We start from the raw sequence: 15323 nt of genomic DNA, 5'->3' as shown, positions 1-15323 counted from the left end.
AAGCCCTCCTCCGCCTGCCGGTTCCATGCTGCGGGCAATCGCTGCGTCGCACAAGAGGCTTACAACGGAAGTAACCGCCTAAATCCGCTCCGTTCCGAGACCGATGGCGATCACCGCAGGGCGGTCAGCATGCCTGGCGTCAGCACCTGCGGCAGGACGCGTGGCTCCGCCGCCCCCGGTGCGTAATAGAGGTAGAGCGGCACCCCGGCGCGATTGTGCGCCTGGATGAAGCGGCCGAGCGCGGGATCGCCGTCGGTCCAGTCGCCGACCAGCACCGCGACCTTGTGCTTTGCGAAAGCGGCGCGCGTCGCCGCGGTGTCGATCGACGAGGCTTCGTTGACCTTGCACGACAGGCACCAGTCGGCGGTGAAATAAGCGAACACCGGCCGCCCCTGTCGGCGCAGCGCGGCGAGTCGCGCCTCGCTGAACGCATCGCCGCCGACCGCGGCGGGCTTGGCCGCGCCGCCGGTCAGCGCCGCGGCGAGGCCGGCGGGGAGCAGCAAGGCGGCGAGCGCCAGCGCCCAGCCGAAGCCGGCACCGCGCCGCTGCCGTGCGCCGCCGAGCGACAGGACGAGGCCGGTGACCACCATCGTCGCGATGCCGATCGCCAGTCCCATCGTCCCCGCCTGCCGCCACGCCAGCCACAGCAGCGCCAGCACGGTCAGCGCCATCGGCACCGCGAGGATGCGGCGGAACCGCTCCATCCACAGCCCCGGCCGCGGCAGCCGCCGCCGCAGCGCCGGCACGAAGCCGATCGCGAGGAAGGGCAGCGCCAGTCCGATCCCCAGCCCGGCGAACACCGCCAGCGCCGCCGGCCACGGCAGCACCAGCGCCGCGCCGAGCGCCGCGCCCATGAACGGCCCGCTGCACGGCGTCGCGACGAAGGCGGCGAGCGCTCCCGTCGCCACCGATCCCGCCGCACCGCCGTGGCTGGCGAATTGCGGCACCGGGATCTCGAACCGCCCGGCGAGGTTGAGCGTGATCGCGAAGGTCAGCGCGATCAGCAGCACGACGATGCGCGGGTCCTGCAACTGGAACGCCCAGCCGACCACCGAACCGCCGGCGCGCAAGGCCAGGATCAGCCCGCCGAGCGCGACGCACATCAGCACCGTGCCGAGCAAATAGCCGAGCGCATCGATCCGCGCCGCGCGCTCGTCCTCGCCGCCGCGGGCGAGATGCAGCGCCTTGAGGCTGAGGATCGGGAAGACGCAGGGCATGACGTTGAGGATCAGCCCGCCGAGCACCGCCCCGGCGAAGGCGAGCAGCGCCGCCGCCCAGCCGCTGCGATCGCTCGCCTGCGCCACCGTCCCCGCCGTCGCATGGATGCTGAGGCCGAGATCGGGTCCGATGCGCAGCACGCCCGCGATCGGCCCCTTGGGCGCGCCCTTGGTGGCGATCAGCAGCCGGTCGCCGTCGCGCGTCACCGTCTGCGGCGCGGCATAGGTGATCATGTCCGGCCCGAACGGGAAGAAGGCGGCCTTGTCCACCTTCGCCGCCGCCGGCAGCGGCACGGCGATGACGAGCGCGCCGTCCTTGACCTGATAGGTCCCCGCCGCGTCGAGCGGCTTGGGGATGGCGGCGCGCCAGCGGTCGAAGTCCGCGCCATGCGCGGGCGCCCCGTCGCCGACGACGAGGTCGAGGCCGAGCGTCTGCTGCTCGGGCACGCAGATCGCATTGGTGCAGACGAGATAGTTGATCGCGACCTTGATCGGCAGCGGCGTGCCCTTCGCAAGACCCGCCGGCACGCGCAGGCTGACCAGCGGCGCATAGGGCGCTTCATAGACGTAGTTCATCAGCCCGGCGACGAGCAACGTCGTCGGCACCGGCCATTGCACCTCGCCGCCGAGGCTGGCGCCCTTGGGCAGCGTCCAGTCGAACGCCGGGGCGAAGCCGGCATCGCCGGGATTGCGCCAATAGCCGTGCCAGCCCGGCGCCGGCCGCGTGTCGATCGCCAGCGTCACGCTCTGCCCGGCACGCGGCGCGTCGCTGTCGGCGACGAGTCGCATCGCCAGATGTTTCGGCCCGTCCGCCGGCGCGAGATCGGCATGCGCCGCCCCCGTCCAGAACAGCGCCAGCGTCATCAACACGCAACACAGCGCGCGCATCGCTTTCACGGCGGCATACCGCCCGACCTGAGTTGCCCGATTCATCGCCGACCGCCATAGCGGCGCCGGCCCCGCAAAACGAGTGTTCCCGATGAAAGCGCTGATCGCCGCCGCCCTGCTTGCTTCTTCCGGCTTCGCGGCCACCGCCGCCGCCCAGTCCGTGCCCCCGGCAGCGACGCCCGCGCCCGTCGCCACCGCCGCAGCGCCGACCACGCCGCCACGGCTGATCGTCGCGATCTCGGTCGATCAATTCTCCGCCGATCTGTTCCAGCAATATCGCAACCATTTCACCGGCGGCTTTGCGCGGCTGCTGACCGGCGCGGTCTTCCCCTCGGGCTATCAGAGCCATGCCGCGACCGAGACCTGCCCGGGCCATTCGACCATCCTCACCGGCATGCGCCCGGCGCACACCGGCATCGTCGCCAACAACTGGATCGACCAGTCGGTCGCGCGCGCCGACAAGACGGTCTATTGCAGCGAGGACGAGACCGTCCCCGGCACCGACCACAACAATTACGTCGTCAGCGACAAGCACCTCAAGGTGCCGACGCTGGGCGAGATGATGAAGGCGGCGCACCCGGCGACGCGCGCCGTCTCGGTCGCCGGCAAGGACCGCGCCGCGGTGATGATGGGCGGCCACAAGGTCGACGAACTCTGGTGGTGGGACGGCAAGACCTACAGCAGCTACGCCGGCCGCGCGGTGCCGCGCGCGGTGCAGCGCGGGCGCGACGCGGTCGCCGCGATGGTCGCCAAGCCGCAGCCGGCGCTGCCGCTGCCCGGATTCTGCCAGCCGCTCGACCGGCCGATCACCGTCGCCGGCACCGTCTACGGCCAGGGCCGGTTCGAACGCGCCGCGGGCGACCTCAAGGCGTTCCGCGCCTCGCCCGCCAGCGACGCGGCGGTGTTCGCGATCGCCGCCGGGCTGATTCAGGACATGAAGCTCGGCCGGGGCGAAACCACCGACATCATCGACATCGGCGCCTCGGCGACCGACTATATCGGCCATTCGCTGGGCACGCAGGGCACCGAAATGTGCATCCAGATGGATCAGCTCGACCAGACGCTCGCCAGCTTCTTCCAGACGCTCGACGGCTGGGGCCTCGATTACGAGGTGGTGCTGACCGCCGACCATGGCGCGCACGACATGACCGAGCGGCAGCAGCAGCATGCGATGCCGATGGAGACCCACGTCTCCGGCGACGCGACGATCAAGGCGGTCGATGCCGCGGTCTCGGCGGCGCTCGGGCTCAAGGGGCCGGTGCTGGTCGGGGCGGAGGGCGACGTCTATCTCGCCAAGGGCCTGTCGCCGGCGAATCGCGCCCGCGTGCTGGCGGAAGCGCAGAAGCGTTTCGCCGCGCAGCCGCAGGTCGCCGCCGCCTTCACCCGCGCGCAGATCGCAGCGCAGCCGTTCGCGACGACCCCGCCCGAAACCTGGACTTTGCTCGAACGTGCCCGCGCCTCGTTCAACCCCGCCGTGTCGGGCGACCTGCTCGTCCTGCTCAAACCGCGCGTGACGACGATCGAGACCCCCGGCCCGGGCTATGTCGAGACGCACGGCAGCCCGTGGGATTACGATCGCCGCGTGCCGATCCTGTTCTGGCGCAAGGGCATGGCCGGCTTCGAACAGCCGCTGTCGGTCGAGACGGTCGACATCGCGCCGACGCTGGCGGCGACGATCGGCCTGCCGGTGCACGGCCTCGACGGCCGCTGCCTCGATCTCGATCCGGGCGCGGGCGACACCTGCGCGCGGTAAGGGGCGGCAAACCAACGCGGGGGTAGCCAGCCCCCGCGCTTCCCCCCGCCGCCACACCGATGCTAACGCACCCGTCCCCGCCGGCATCGGAACCCTTATGATAGCCATATCCGCGCTGCTCATCGCCGCCGCCTCGCCGATCGTGAGCAGCGCGTTCATCGATCCCGCGCCGCCGTACCCGCAGGCGCATGCCTCGACGCTCGCCGAGCTGCCCGACGGGACGATCGCCGCCGCCTGGTTCGGCGGCAGCGGCGAGAGCCGGCCGGACGTCACCATCTGGTTCGCCCGCCACGACCGGTCCGGCTGGAGCAAGCCGGTCAGCGTCGCCGACGGGCGCAGCGCCGATGGCCAACGTTACCCGACATGGAACCCGGTGCTGTTCGCACCCCACGGCCAGCCGCTCCACCTGTTCTACAAGGTCGGGCCGAATCCGCGCGCCTGGTGGGGCATGGAGATCGTGTCACGCGACGGCGGCCGCCACTGGAGCGCACCGCGCCGCCTGCCCGACGGCGTGCTCGGTCCGATCAAGAACAAGCCGGTGGTGACGCCGGAGGGCGCCTGGCTCGCTCCGTCGAGTCGCGAGGAGGGCACGCCCGAGCACAATCGCTGGTTCCTGCGCATGGAACGCTCGACCGACGCGGGTGCGAGCTGGCAGGTCGGGCCGCCGATCGCCTCGCCGATGGGGATCGAGGCGATCCAGCCGAGCGTGCTCGTCTATCCCGATCGCCGGCTCGAACTCGTCGCGCGCACCCGGCAGGGGGCGCTGGCGATGAGCTGGTCGCGTGACGACGGGCGCAGCTGGTCGCCGCTCGCCGCGATCGACCTGCCCAATCCCAATGCCGGCACCGATGCGGTGACGCTCACCGACGGGCGGCAGCTGATCGTCTACAATCACAGCGCGCACTGGCCCGACCGGCCCGGCGACGGCCCGCGCTATCCGCTCGCCGTCGCGCTGTCCGACGACGGCGTGCGCTGGCAGCCGGTGCTGACGCTGGAAAGCAAGCCGCGGCCCGACGGCTATGCCTATCCCGCGGTGATCCAGAGCCGCGACGGGCTGATCCATATCAGCTATACGTGGAACCGCACGCACATCCGCTATGTGGTGCTCGATCCGCGGCGGCTGCGCGTCGCGCCGGGACCGTCGGCCCGCGTCGCTCGTTGACCGATCATGGCGAGGCACCATCCCCACCAGCCGAACACCCAGCATGCGGCGATCACCCTGCGCTTCGGCAAACGCAGCCGGGTGCGCGCCGAGCTGACGATGACACCGGCCGGGCTGCTCTCGGTCGGCGCGCTCGTCTCGTCGATCCTGCTGTCGACCGCGGTGATCGTCCGCACCGCCCGCCGACCGGCGGGAGTTCCGCCCGCGCTGCCCGACGAGGGCGAGACGATAGAGCGCCTCCGCTGATTCAATACATCGCCGTCAGGCGGTTACGAGCTCGACGAAGCGAACGCCGCGCTCAGCGCGTCTCGAACATCCGGATCCCCGCCCCCAGCCGGTTCGCGCCGACCGCCAGCCGCTCGTGGCTCAAGTCGGCGACGAAGGCCGGGTTGCCCGGCGCCCCCGGGGCGAGGCGCGCGTCATTGTCCTCGATGCGCAAGCCCGCCGACGGATAGGTCCGGGCTTCCGCCGCCACCACGATCAGCCCGCTGCTATTCTCCTTGCCGCGCCCCTGGACGAAGCTGTTGCGCGCGATCAGCCCGCGTGCGCCATCGGGCAGGTCGATCATATAGTTCGTCTTGCGCCCGGCGGTGTCGTCGAAGCTGTTGTCGGTGATCGTCACGTTGGGGACGCGCAGCTTGACGTAATGGCCGCCGGTGCCGCGCTCGAAACGCGAACGGGTGATCGTCACCTGCCCGCGATTGGCGAGGTAGATGGCGTGCGCGCAATTGGGTGCCTCGTCGCACTGGCCGAGCCCGGCGAAGGTCGAATGATCGATGGTGATCCGCTGCCCGGTCGGCTCGCCGCCGAGGATGCCCTCCTGACTGTCGAGGAACATCGCATTGCTGACGGTAAGGTCGCCCATCTCGGTCCGGATGCCCGCGCCATTGCCGTCGGCGACGCGATAGCCGCGGAACACCAATCCGTCGACGCGCGAGCCCTGCCCGCGCAGCACCAGCGCCGCCTTGTCCTCGCACGTCTGCTTCTCGAAGATCGCGGTGCCCGGCGTCACCGCCTGATAGGTGATCCGCCCGCCCTGCTGCACCGCGCATTGCCGATAGACGCCGGGCGCGATCCGGATCGTCGCGGTTCCCATCCGCACCGACGAGACCGCCGCCTGCAGATCGTCGAACCCCTCGCCCGTCTCGGCGATGGTGAACGGCTTGCCGCTTTGCGCGAAGGCGGGAGCGGCGAGCAGGGCGAGCGCGAGCAGCAGACGGGTCATGCCGCGCACCTTATCGCCTCTCGCGCCGCGCCGCCGCAGCGATCCGCACGCGCGGCGTCCCGGATTGATGCAAGGATGCGCCGGCGGGCGCTGTCGCCGAGGGCGCTTCGCGTGTCTGGCAGGCGCCAAGGCCGGTCGGCAGAACCGGTGCGTAAAACGCTGAAGCTGATACTTACCTAGTATTCCCGCGCAGGCGAGACCTCTGCGAAAGTTTCGAAGCCGCCCCGGCGAAGGCCGGGGCCCAGTTGGGAGGCCGTTGTAACTGATTGCAAGGCTTCACCAAACTGGGCCCCGGCCTGCGCCGGGGTGGTACGGGAGCAGGTCAGGTTGCTACTTTCGCAGAGGTCTCGCGCAGGCGGGAATCCAGTGGTCAAGCAAAGCAACGGCTGGCGCGCGAAGAAGCACCGGGCTCCCGCTTTTGTGTACACTTTCGCGGGAGCACTGGCGGGACCTGTGCAAGACACCCGCAATGACAAGCGCGGAACGGCCACGACGGACTGAGGCTGGCCATCATGCCGACGCGTGACCCGCCCCTCCGGGACGATACGGCCAGATCGCCAAAGAGGCGTCCGGCCGACACCCGCATCAACCAACCGATGATTGCGCTCCCAGCACCGCCTCGGCTAACCCCTTGAGCAAGGGAGACGGCGGCCGGGGGGCCGCACGGGGGGGGATTCGATGCACGCCATGTCGCCGACGGAGATTTTTCTCCTCGCCATCCTGATCATCTTCACGCTGCCGTGGCTAATCTGGCGCGTCGGGCGGACCGATTATTGGGCGCCGCTGGTCGTCGTGCAGATCATCGGCGGCATCCTGCTCGGACCGGGGGTGGTCGGCGCGATCTTCCCCGATTATTATGCCTTCGTCTTCGCCCCGGCGACGATGGGCGCGCTCAACGGCATCGCCTGGTGGTCGGTGATGCTGTTCGTCTGGGTGGCGGGGCTCGAACTCGACATCGGCGAGGCGTGGCGGCGGCGTGGCGAGACCGGGATCACTGCCGGCCTCGCGCTCGGCGTGCCGTTGCTCGCGGGCAGCGCCGCGGCGCTGCTGATGCTGCGCTATCCCGGCTGGCGCGGGCCGCTCGGCGCGGAATGGCAGGTGGTGCTCGGCATCGGCATGGCCTGCGCGGTCACCGCGCTGCCGATCCTCGTCCTGTTCATGGAGAAGCTCGACATCCTGCGCGCGCCGTTCGGCCAGCGCGTGCTGCGCTATGCCAGCCTCGACGATATCGCGATCTGGGGCGTGCTCGCGCTGATCCTGCTCGACTGGGAGCGGGTCGGCCGGCAGGTGGGGTTCCTGATCGGGTTTGCGGTGGCGACCTGGGCGATCCGCCGCCTGCTGCGCGCGCTCGGCGAGAATGATCGCTGGTATGTCGGGCTGATCTGGCTGGCGCTGTGCGGCTTTGCGGCGGACTGGGCGGGGCTGCACTTCATGGTCGGCGCATTCCTGGCCGGCGCCGTGCTCGACGCGCATTGGTTCGGCGAGGCGCGGATGGACCGCTTCCGGCAGACGATCCTGCTCGCGGTGATGCCGGTCTATTTCCTGTCGACCGGCCTGAAGACGCAATGGGGCGTCGGCGGCGCTTCGGTGTTCGCGGTGGCGGCGCTGCTGCTCGCCGCCTCGGTCGGCGGCAAGCTCGCCGGCATCCACCTTGCCGGCCGCATCCTCAAATGGCCCAAGGGCGATGCGCGCGCGATCGGCTGGCTGTTGCAGACCAAGGCGCTGATCATGATCATCTTCGTCAACATCCTGCTCGACAAGCAGATCATCACGCATGAGACGTTCACCGCATTGCTGCTGATGGCGGTGGCGAGCACGATGATGACGATCCCCGTCGTCGCGCCGATGCTGAAACGCGACGCCTCGCTGCGCCGTCGCGGGTCCTGACCGCGGCGGGGCCGGACCGATCGGGGTCATGACATGGCTCGCCGAATGGGCGGCGGAGGCGGCGCTGAGCGTCTGGACCGAGGTCGTCCGCTTCACCTACCGCCATCTGGGCTGGGCCGGCGGCATATTGGCGACCCTCCTGCCGCCCGCCTTGGTGGGAATGGCCTTGTGGCTGCTTCTGCGCTGAGCGTGCGCCCGCTCAGCGGGACGGACGGCATGACGCGACCGGTCGATCCGTCCGAATTGGCACGATCGGCCGCTCAATGGCGGTTTTCACCGACCGGCGGCGCAAGCGACCAATTGGCTGGCCGAAATAGCGTGGCTTTTCCAATCCCCGGTGTCTGGCACGACTAATGCACCAGCCCCGATGTCGCTGCACCCGCAGCCGCATCAGCAAGGGGTCATCATGTTCGTCGCACTCCGTATCACCACCGCGCTCGCCGCCACGACCATCGCCGCCGCCGGCCCGGCGCTCGCGGCCAGGAAGCCGCCGGTCGTTATCGTACCGGCGCGGGTCATCGCCGATCCCGCCGCCAAGATCTGCATGCCGCGCACCACCAGCCCGCTGCTCGCCAAGGACAAGACGCTGCCGGACACGCTGTGCCGCACCGTCGCCGGCTGGGCGGACTATGGCGTGACGATCCGCGCGAAATGATCCGCCGCCCCGGTCCCTCCCTTGCATGGGGAAGGATCGGGACGGATCGGCTCAATCCAGATTGGGCCGCAGCCAGCGTTCCGCCTGCGCCACCTCGACGCCGCGCCGCGCGGCATAGTCCGCCACCTGATCCTGGCCGATCCGCGCGACGCCGAAATATTCCGCCTGGGCGTGGCCGAAGTAGAAGCCGCTGACCGCCGCGGTCGGCAGCATCGCGAAACTGTCGGTCAGCTCCAGTCCGACGTTCGCCTCCGCGTCGAGCATGTCGAACAGCGTCCGCTTGAGGCTATGCTCCGGGCAGGCGGGATAGCCGGGCGCGGGGCGGATGCCGCGATATTGTTCGCGGACCAGCGCCTCGTTGGTCAGCTGCTCGTCGGGGGCATAGCCCCACAGCTCACGGCGGACGTGCGCGTGCAACGCCTCGGCGAAGGCCTCGGCAAGGCGATCCGCCAGCGCCTTCAGCAGGATGTCGTTGTAATCGTCATTGTCCGCCTTGAAGCGGGCGATATGTGCGTCGATGCCGTGGATGCCGACCGCAAAGCCGCCGATCCAGTCGCCCGCCGGATCGATGAAATCGGCAAGGCAAAGGTTGGCGCGCCCCTCGCGCTTGGCGATCTGCTGGCGCAGGAAGGGCAGCCGCACCGTCGCTTCGCCGCTGCGGTCGAGATTGGGGATGTGGAAGCCCTCGGGGATGCTCGCGCCATCGGGGCTGCGGTGCGATTCGCGATGCTCGGTATAGACCCACACATCGTCGTCATGGCGGTGGCAGGCCCACAGGCCGGCGACGCCGCGCGCGGTCAGCCATTTCTCGGCGACGATCCGGTCAAGCATCGCCTGCGCATCCGCGTACAGCGCGCTCGCGCTCGCGCCGACCACCGTATCGGTAAGGATCGCGGGGAAGTTGCCGGCGAGTTCCCAGGCACGGAAGAACGGCGTCCAGTCGATATACTGGCGCAGGTCGGCGAGATCCCAGTCGTCGAAGACATGCACGCCCGGCCGCGCCACCGGCATCGCCTTGAGCGCCATGTCGGCGACGAAGCCGCGCGCCCGCGCCTCGGCGAGCGGCAGCAGGTCGTTCTGCCCCTTGTTGGCGCGCGCGATCCGCACCTTCTCGTAATCCTCGGCGACGCTCGCGACATAGGCGTCGCGCTGCGTGTCGGAGACGAGCGTGGTGGCGACGCCGACCGCGCGGCTGGCGTCGAGCACATGGACGATCGGCCCGTCATAGGCGGGCGAGATGCGCAGCGCCGTATGGACCTTGGAGGTCGTCGCGCCGCCGATCAGCAGCGGCATCGTCATGCCGGCGCGCTTCATCTCCTCCGCCACCGTCACCATCTCGTCGAGCGACGGGGTGATCAGGCCCGACAGGCCGATCATGTCGGCGTCATTCTCGTTCGCCGCCGCGATGATCTTCGACCAGGGCACCATCACGCCGAGATCGACGACGTCGAAGCCGTTGCACTGGAGCACGACGCCGACGATGTTCTTGCCGATATCGTGCACGTCGCCCTTGACCGTCGCCATGACGATCTTGCCCTTGCCCTTGGCGCCGGGTTCCTTGGCGGCCTCGATGAAGGGGAGCAGGTGCGCGACCGCCTTCTTCATCACGCGCGCGCTCTTCACCACCTGCGGCAGGAACATCTTGCCCGATCCGAACAGGTCGCCGACGACGTTCATCCCGTCCATCAGCGGCCCCTCGATCACCTCGATCGGGCGGGCGAATTGCTGGCGGCATTCCTCGGTATCCTCGACGACATGCGCGTCGATCCCCTTGACCAGGGCATATTCGAGCCGCTTGGTGACCGGCAGGCCGCGCCATTCGGCCGCCGCCTTTTCCGCCACCGCATCGGTGCCGCGGTATTTCTCGGCGAGCGCGACGAGCCGGTCACCCGCCTCGGCATCGCGGTTGAGGATGACGTCCTCGCAGGCGGTGCGCAATTCGGGATCGATCGTATCATAGACGTCGAGCTGGCCGGCGTTGACGATCGCCATGTCCATCCCCGCGGGGATGGCGTGGTAGAGGAACACCGAATGCATCGCGCGGCGCACCGGCTCGTTGCCGCGGAAGCTGAACGACAGGTTGGACAGGCCGCCGGAGATATGGACGTGTGGGCAGCGCGCCTTGATCTCGCGGCACGCCTCGATGAAGTCGACCGCGTAATTGTTATGCTCCTCGATCCCCGTCGCCACCGCGAAGACGTTGGGATCGAAGATGATATCCTCGGGCGGGAAGCCGATGCCCATCAGCAGGTCATAGGCGCGCGCGCAGATCTCGACCTTGCGCGCCTGGGTGTCGGCCTGGCCGACCTCGTCGAACGCCATGACGACCACCGCCGCGCCATAGGCCATGCACTTGCGCGCATGGTAGAGGAACGCCTCCTCGCCCTCCTTCATGCTGATCGAATTGACGATCGGCTTGCCCGAGACGCATTTGAGCCCGGCCTCGATCACGCTCCATTTCGAGCTGTCGATCATGATCGGCACGCGCGCGATATCGGGCTCGGCGGCGATCAGCTTGAGGAAGGTGGTCATCGCGTGATGCGCGTCGAGCAGGCCTTCGTCCATGTTGACGTCGACGACCTGCGCGCCGTTCTCGACCTGCTGGCGCGCGACCTCGACCGCGCGCGTATAGTCGCCCGCCATGATCATCTTCTTGAACGCCGCCGATCCGGTGACGTTGGTGCGCTCGCCGATATTGACGAACTGGGCGGAGGACGTGGTGGTCATCATCATTCCTATTCCTCCCCGGCACGGAGAGGGGGACCGCTCGGCGTAGCCGAGGGGTGGAGGGGGCTCTCCACCAGCGTTGTCTTTCGTGGAGAGCCCCCTCCACCAGCCTCCGGCTGGTCCCCCTCCCCGTTCCGGGGAGGATGTTTTATGCTGCCATCGTGAACGGCTCCAAACCGGCGAGGCGGGTGCGGACCGGCGGCACCGGCAGCTGCCGCGGCGCGACGCCCCGCGCCATGTCGGCGATCGCCTTGATATGCGCCGGCGTCGAGCCGCAGCAGCCGCCGAGCACGTTGACCTGCCCCGCCTGCGCCCATTCGCCGACCAGAGCCGCGGTGGTCGCCGGCGCCTCGTCATAGGCGCCGAGCTCGTTGGGCAGGCCGGCATTGGGATAGACCATGATCAGCGTGTCGCAGATCTCGCTCAGCGTCTTGACGTGCGGGCGCAGCTGCTCGGCGCCGAACGAGCAGTTGAGCCCGATCGTCACCGGCCGGGCATGGCGCACCGCATGCCAGAAGGCCTCGACGGTATGGCCCGACAGATTGCGCCCGCTAAGGTCGGTCAGCGTCATCGACAGCATCAGCGGCAGGTCGCGGCCGAGATCCTCGGCAGCCTCGATCGTCGCCATGATCCCGGCCTTGGCGTTGAGCGTATCGAACACCGTCTCGATCAGGATGAAGTCCGCGCCGCCCTCGACCAAGGCGTCGATCTGCTCGCGATAGACCTGCTTGAGGTAATCGAAGTCGATCTCGCGATAGCCGGGATCGTTGACGTCGGGGCTCAGCGACAAGGTCTTGTTGGTCGGGCCGATCGCCCCGGCGACGAAGCGCGGGCGGCCGTCCTTTGCCTGATATTCGTCGGCGATGCGGCGGGCGAGCCGCGCGCTTTCCAGGTTGATCTCGCGCACCAGCCCTTCCGCGCCGTAATCGGCCTGGCTGATGCGATTGGCGGAGAAGGTGTTGGTCTCGGCGATGTCGGCGCCCGCCTCGAAATAGGCGCGGTGGATCGCCTCGGGCACCTCGGGCTTGGTCAGCGCGAGGATGTCGTTATTGCCCTTCTGGTCGTGGCCGAGCTGGAGCGTGCCGGCATAATCCGCCTCGGACAGCTTCCAGTTCTGGATCTCGGTACCGAAGGCGCCGTCGGTGATCAGGATGCGCTTGGCGGCCTCGCCGAGGAATGTGTCGCGTGTGGTCATGTCAATCTCCGATCCTCCCCGGCACGGGGAGGGGGACCGCTCGGCGCAGCCGAGGGGTGGAGGGGGCTCTCCACGAACGATATCGCTGGTGGAGAGCCCCCTCCACCATGCGTTGCATGTCGCGCAGGAGGAATTGCCCCCGGCAATTCCAGCCATGTCCGGGGGGACATGGCGACCCGCACGACCCTCCCCGTGCCGGGGAGGAATTACCGTCGCTACGCCGCCGCCGCGCTCGCCACCGGCTTCGACCGCACGCCGAGCAGGTGGCAGATCGCGAACGCCAGTTCCGCGCGGTTGAGCGTATAGAAATGCAGCGACTTCACCCCGCCGGCATACAGCTTTCTAGACAATTCCGCGGCGAGCGTGGCGGCGATCAGCTGCCGCGACGCGGGATGATCCTCCAGCCCCTCGAACAGCCGCGCCATCCACGCCGGCACGTCGGTGCCGCACATCTTGCTCATCTTCACGACGCTGGCGAAATTGGTAACGGGCATGATCCCCGGCACGATCTCCGCATCGATCCCCGCCGCCGCGACCTTGTCGCGATAGCGGAAGAAGGTTTCGGGCTCGTGGAAGAATTGCGTGATCGCGCGCGTCGCGCCGGCATCGAACTTCGCCTTGAGGTTGTCGATATCCGCGGCCATGTCGCGCGAATCGGGATGGCATTCGGGATAGGCCGCGACCGAGATCTCGAACGGATGCAGCCGCTTCAACCCCGCGACCAGCGCCGCGGCATTCTCATAGCCGCCCGGATGGCTGGCGAACTTCGCGCCGGCCGCGGGCGGATCGCCGCGCAGCGCGACGATATGCCGCACGCCCGCCGCCCAATAATCCTCCGCGACCTGATCGATCTCCGCGCGCGTCGCCTCGACGCAGGTGAGGTGCGCCGCCGCGGCCAGGCTGGTCTCGCGCTGGATGCGCGCCACCGTCGCATGGGTGCGCTCGCGCGTCGATCCGCCCGCGCCATAGGTGACGGAGACGAAATCGGGCGCAAGCGGTTCGAGCGTGCGCACCGCCTCCCACAATTGCTCTTCCATCTTCTCCGTCTTGGGCGGGAAGAATTCGAACGACACGGCGATGTCGCCCGCCACGTCCGCGTAAAGTGGCGCCTTGAGCGCGATCTGCGCCTCTTCGAGCTGGGTCACCGAAATCGTCATGCCGCCCCCACCGTTTGTCCGACCCTCGTCATCGTCACCTCACGCAGGCTCGCACCGGCTTTGCGCCCGAGCCACAATGTCACCGTCAATTCGCCGCCCTTCAGCGTCTCGGTCCGCGCCAGCGCCAGCCCGGCATTGCCGAACCAGCCGGCGATCTGCTCGTCGGCGAAGCCCAGCCGGGTGTGCGCGTCGCGTGTGCGCAGATCCTCGCGGTCGTGCGGCGCGAAGTCGACGATCAGCAACCGCCCGCCCGGGCCGAGCACCCGCGCCGCCTCGGCGATCGCGGCGCCGGGCTGCTGCGCGAAATGGAGCACATGGTGCAGGATCGCGACATCGGCTGCGCCGTCCGCCATCGGCAGCGCATAGAGGTCGGCCTGCCGCAATTCGGTATTGGCGCGATCGTGCAGCTTGGCCCGCGCGAGCCGCAGCATCTCCGACGAACGGTCGATGCCGAGCGCGCTGTCCGCCTGGTCGCCGAACAGTTCGAGCATCCGCCCGGTGCCGGTGCCGATGTCGATCAACTGGCCGAGCGGACCATCGCCGAGCACCTCGGCCATCGCCGCCTCCACCTCGCTCTCGGCAACGTGGAGCGAGCGGATCGCGTCCCATTCGTCGGCATGGCCTTCGAACCATTGCGCCGCGCTCGCCGCGCGATCGGCGCGGACCGCGGCGAGGCGCGCGGCATCGGCGACCGCCCAATGATCGGGCTCGGTCCGCTGCCATTCGTCGATCGCCGCCGCCACCGGCGCCGTCGCCGCGGCGCGGCCGAGCGCGACGAATACCCAGCTGCCCTCCTTGCGCCGTTCGGCGAGGCCGGCGTCGCACAGGATCTTGACGTGGCGGCTGACGCGCGGCTGACTCTGCCCGAGGACCTGCGCAAGCTCGCCGACCGACAGCTCCATCGTGCGCAGCAACGAGAAGATGCGCAGCCGCGTCGCATCGGCTAAGGCACGGAAGATGTCGAGCGCGAGGGTCATGTCGCATCAACATATAAAGATATCTTTATATGCGGTCAACGCGGACCCGAAGCCGCCGTGCCGCGTTGCCCAGCGCTATGATCCGATTCTACCGGGAGAAGACGATGAAGCGTTTGTTGATCCTCGCCGCGCCGCTGGCGATCGGCCTCGCCGCCTGTAGCCAGAACGCCCAGGACCAGACCGAACAGGCCGCCAATGCCATCGCCGCCGATACCGAGGCAACGACGCGCAATGCGGTGAGCGATGTCGATGCCGCCACCGACCGCGCCTTCGGTTCGGCCGAACGCCACCTCGACAATGCCGGCGCGGCGATCGACCGGGCGGGCGACAATATCGACGCCAACGCGGATCGCGCCGGCGCGCGGATCGACCGCGGGGCGGATCGCGCCGGTGCGGCGATCAGCAACGGCGCCGATCGCGCCGCCGATGCGACCGGCAACACGCTGGAGCGCGCCGGCCGCGCGATCAAGGACTGAGCCG

General features: G+C 69.2%; 13 protein-coding genes. 7 read left to right on the top strand and 6 right to left on the bottom strand.

Features of this window, described 5'->3' with window-relative positions; genetic code table 11:
* Positions 1-110: 110 nt before the first annotated feature.
* Entirely contained in the window at positions 111-2105 is a 1995-nt protein-coding gene (locus tag BW41_RS09360; protein ID WP_037533921.1) for a protein-disulfide reductase DsbD family protein, read from the bottom strand.
* A 91-nt stretch (positions 2106-2196) separates the two neighbouring features.
* Here BW41_RS09360 and BW41_RS09355 point away from each other — a divergent pair, with 91 nt between their 5' ends.
* The 3 genes from BW41_RS09355 to BW41_RS09345 all read left to right on the top strand — a co-directional run bounded on the left by BW41_RS09355 (position 2197) and on the right by BW41_RS09345 (position 5266).
* Complete coding sequence (locus tag BW41_RS09355; protein WP_037533883.1) at positions 2197-3858, top strand: alkaline phosphatase family protein; 1662 nt, start codon at positions 2197-2199, stop codon at positions 3856-3858.
* 97 nt (positions 3859-3955) lie between these two features.
* The gene (locus BW41_RS09350; protein ID WP_051583393.1) at positions 3956-5020 is read left to right on the top strand and encodes a sialidase family protein; all 1065 of its coding nucleotides are present in this window, start codon (positions 3956-3958) and stop codon (positions 5018-5020) included.
* Between the two features lie 6 nt (positions 5021-5026).
* A complete protein-coding gene (locus tag BW41_RS09345) occupies positions 5027-5266 on the top strand; it encodes a hypothetical protein (RefSeq protein ID WP_037533881.1) in 240 nt (79 codons plus the stop codon).
* A gap of 52 nt (positions 5267-5318) precedes the next feature.
* Here the strand turns inward: BW41_RS09345 and BW41_RS09340 are convergent, their stop codons facing one another.
* Entirely contained in the window at positions 5319-6245 is a 927-nt protein-coding gene (locus BW41_RS09340) for a right-handed parallel beta-helix repeat-containing protein (protein ID WP_037533880.1), read from the bottom strand.
* 678 nt (positions 6246-6923) lie between these two features.
* Here BW41_RS09340 and BW41_RS09335 point away from each other — a divergent pair.
* From BW41_RS09335 to BW41_RS09330, 3 genes are all read left to right on the top strand, one after another.
* A complete protein-coding gene (locus BW41_RS09335; RefSeq protein WP_037533878.1) occupies positions 6924-8132 on the top strand; it encodes a cation:proton antiporter in 1209 nt (402 codons plus the stop codon).
* Positions 8133-8160: 28 nt separating this feature from the next.
* Positions 8161-8319, top strand: a complete 159-nt coding sequence (locus BW41_RS21210; protein WP_153810794.1) for a hypothetical protein — start codon at positions 8161-8163, stop codon at positions 8317-8319.
* Positions 8320-8538: 219 nt separating this feature from the next.
* Positions 8539-8787, top strand: coding sequence for a hypothetical protein (locus BW41_RS09330; protein ID WP_152542234.1), 249 nt, complete (start codon positions 8539-8541; stop codon positions 8785-8787).
* A 51-nt stretch (positions 8788-8838) separates the two neighbouring features.
* On the opposite strand, the gene metH is transcribed toward BW41_RS09330, so the two are convergent.
* The 4 genes from metH to BW41_RS09310 all read right to left on the bottom strand — a co-directional run bounded on the left by metH (position 8839) and on the right by BW41_RS09310 (position 14843).
* A complete protein-coding gene (gene metH / locus BW41_RS09325; RefSeq protein WP_037533917.1) occupies positions 8839-11517 on the bottom strand; it encodes a methionine synthase in 2679 nt (892 codons plus the stop codon).
* A 145-nt stretch (positions 11518-11662) separates the two neighbouring features.
* The gene (locus tag BW41_RS09320) at positions 11663-12709 is read right to left on the bottom strand and encodes a homocysteine S-methyltransferase family protein (protein WP_037533874.1); all 1047 of its coding nucleotides are present in this window, start codon (positions 12707-12709) and stop codon (positions 11663-11665) included.
* A 215-nt stretch (positions 12710-12924) separates the two neighbouring features.
* The gene (gene metF / locus BW41_RS09315) at positions 12925-13866 is read right to left on the bottom strand and encodes a methylenetetrahydrofolate reductase [NAD(P)H] (RefSeq protein ID WP_037533872.1); all 942 of its coding nucleotides are present in this window, start codon (positions 13864-13866) and stop codon (positions 12925-12927) included.
* On the bottom strand, positions 13863-14843 hold the full coding sequence (locus tag BW41_RS09310) for an ArsR/SmtB family transcription factor (protein ID WP_037533870.1): 981 nt from the start codon (positions 14841-14843) through the stop codon (positions 13863-13865). The genes metF and BW41_RS09310 overlap by 4 nt, the downstream gene beginning before the upstream one ends.
* A 104-nt stretch (positions 14844-14947) precedes the next feature.
* Here BW41_RS09310 and BW41_RS09305 point away from each other — a divergent pair, with 104 nt between their 5' ends.
* A complete protein-coding gene (locus BW41_RS09305; protein WP_037533916.1) occupies positions 14948-15319 on the top strand; it encodes a hypothetical protein in 372 nt (123 codons plus the stop codon).
* The last annotated feature ends 4 nt before the right edge of the window (positions 15320-15323 follow it).

Origin of the sequence: Sphingomonas sp. RIT328, from assembly GCF_000632225.1 — a bacterium.
Classification (GTDB): domain Bacteria; phylum Pseudomonadota; class Alphaproteobacteria; order Sphingomonadales; family Sphingomonadaceae; genus Sphingomonas; species Sphingomonas kyungheensis.
This window is presented reverse-complemented; position numbering and strand designations above follow the sequence as displayed.

Coding starts and splice junctions, on each gene's coding strand:
- BW41_RS09345 (WP_037533881.1), top strand. CDS start 5,027: ATGGCGAGGCACCATCCCCACCAGCCGAACACCCAGCATGCGGCGATC.
- BW41_RS09340 (WP_037533880.1), bottom strand. CDS start 6,245: ATGACCCGTCTGCTGCTCGCGCTCGCCCTGCTCGCCGCTCCCGCCTTC.
- BW41_RS09350 (WP_051583393.1), top strand. CDS start 3,956: ATGATAGCCATATCCGCGCTGCTCATCGCCGCCGCCTCGCCGATCGTG.
- BW41_RS09330 (WP_152542234.1), top strand. CDS start 8,539: ATGTTCGTCGCACTCCGTATCACCACCGCGCTCGCCGCCACGACCATC.
- BW41_RS09360 (WP_037533921.1), bottom strand. CDS start 2,105: ATGCGCGCGCTGTGTTGCGTGTTGATGACGCTGGCGCTGTTCTGGACG.
- BW41_RS09355 (WP_037533883.1), top strand. CDS start 2,197: ATGAAAGCGCTGATCGCCGCCGCCCTGCTTGCTTCTTCCGGCTTCGCG.
- BW41_RS09335 (WP_037533878.1), top strand. CDS start 6,924: ATGCACGCCATGTCGCCGACGGAGATTTTTCTCCTCGCCATCCTGATC.
- BW41_RS21210 (WP_153810794.1), top strand. CDS start 8,161: ATGACATGGCTCGCCGAATGGGCGGCGGAGGCGGCGCTGAGCGTCTGG.
- metF (WP_037533872.1), bottom strand. CDS start 13,866: ATGACGATTTCGGTGACCCAGCTCGAAGAGGCGCAGATCGCGCTCAAG.
- BW41_RS09305 (WP_037533916.1), top strand. CDS start 14,948: ATGAAGCGTTTGTTGATCCTCGCCGCGCCGCTGGCGATCGGCCTCGCC.
- BW41_RS09320 (WP_037533874.1), bottom strand. CDS start 12,709: ATGACCACACGCGACACATTCCTCGGCGAGGCCGCCAAGCGCATCCTG.
- metH (WP_037533917.1), bottom strand. CDS start 11,517: ATGATGACCACCACGTCCTCCGCCCAGTTCGTCAATATCGGCGAGCGC.
- BW41_RS09310 (WP_037533870.1), bottom strand. CDS start 14,843: ATGACCCTCGCGCTCGACATCTTCCGTGCCTTAGCCGATGCGACGCGG.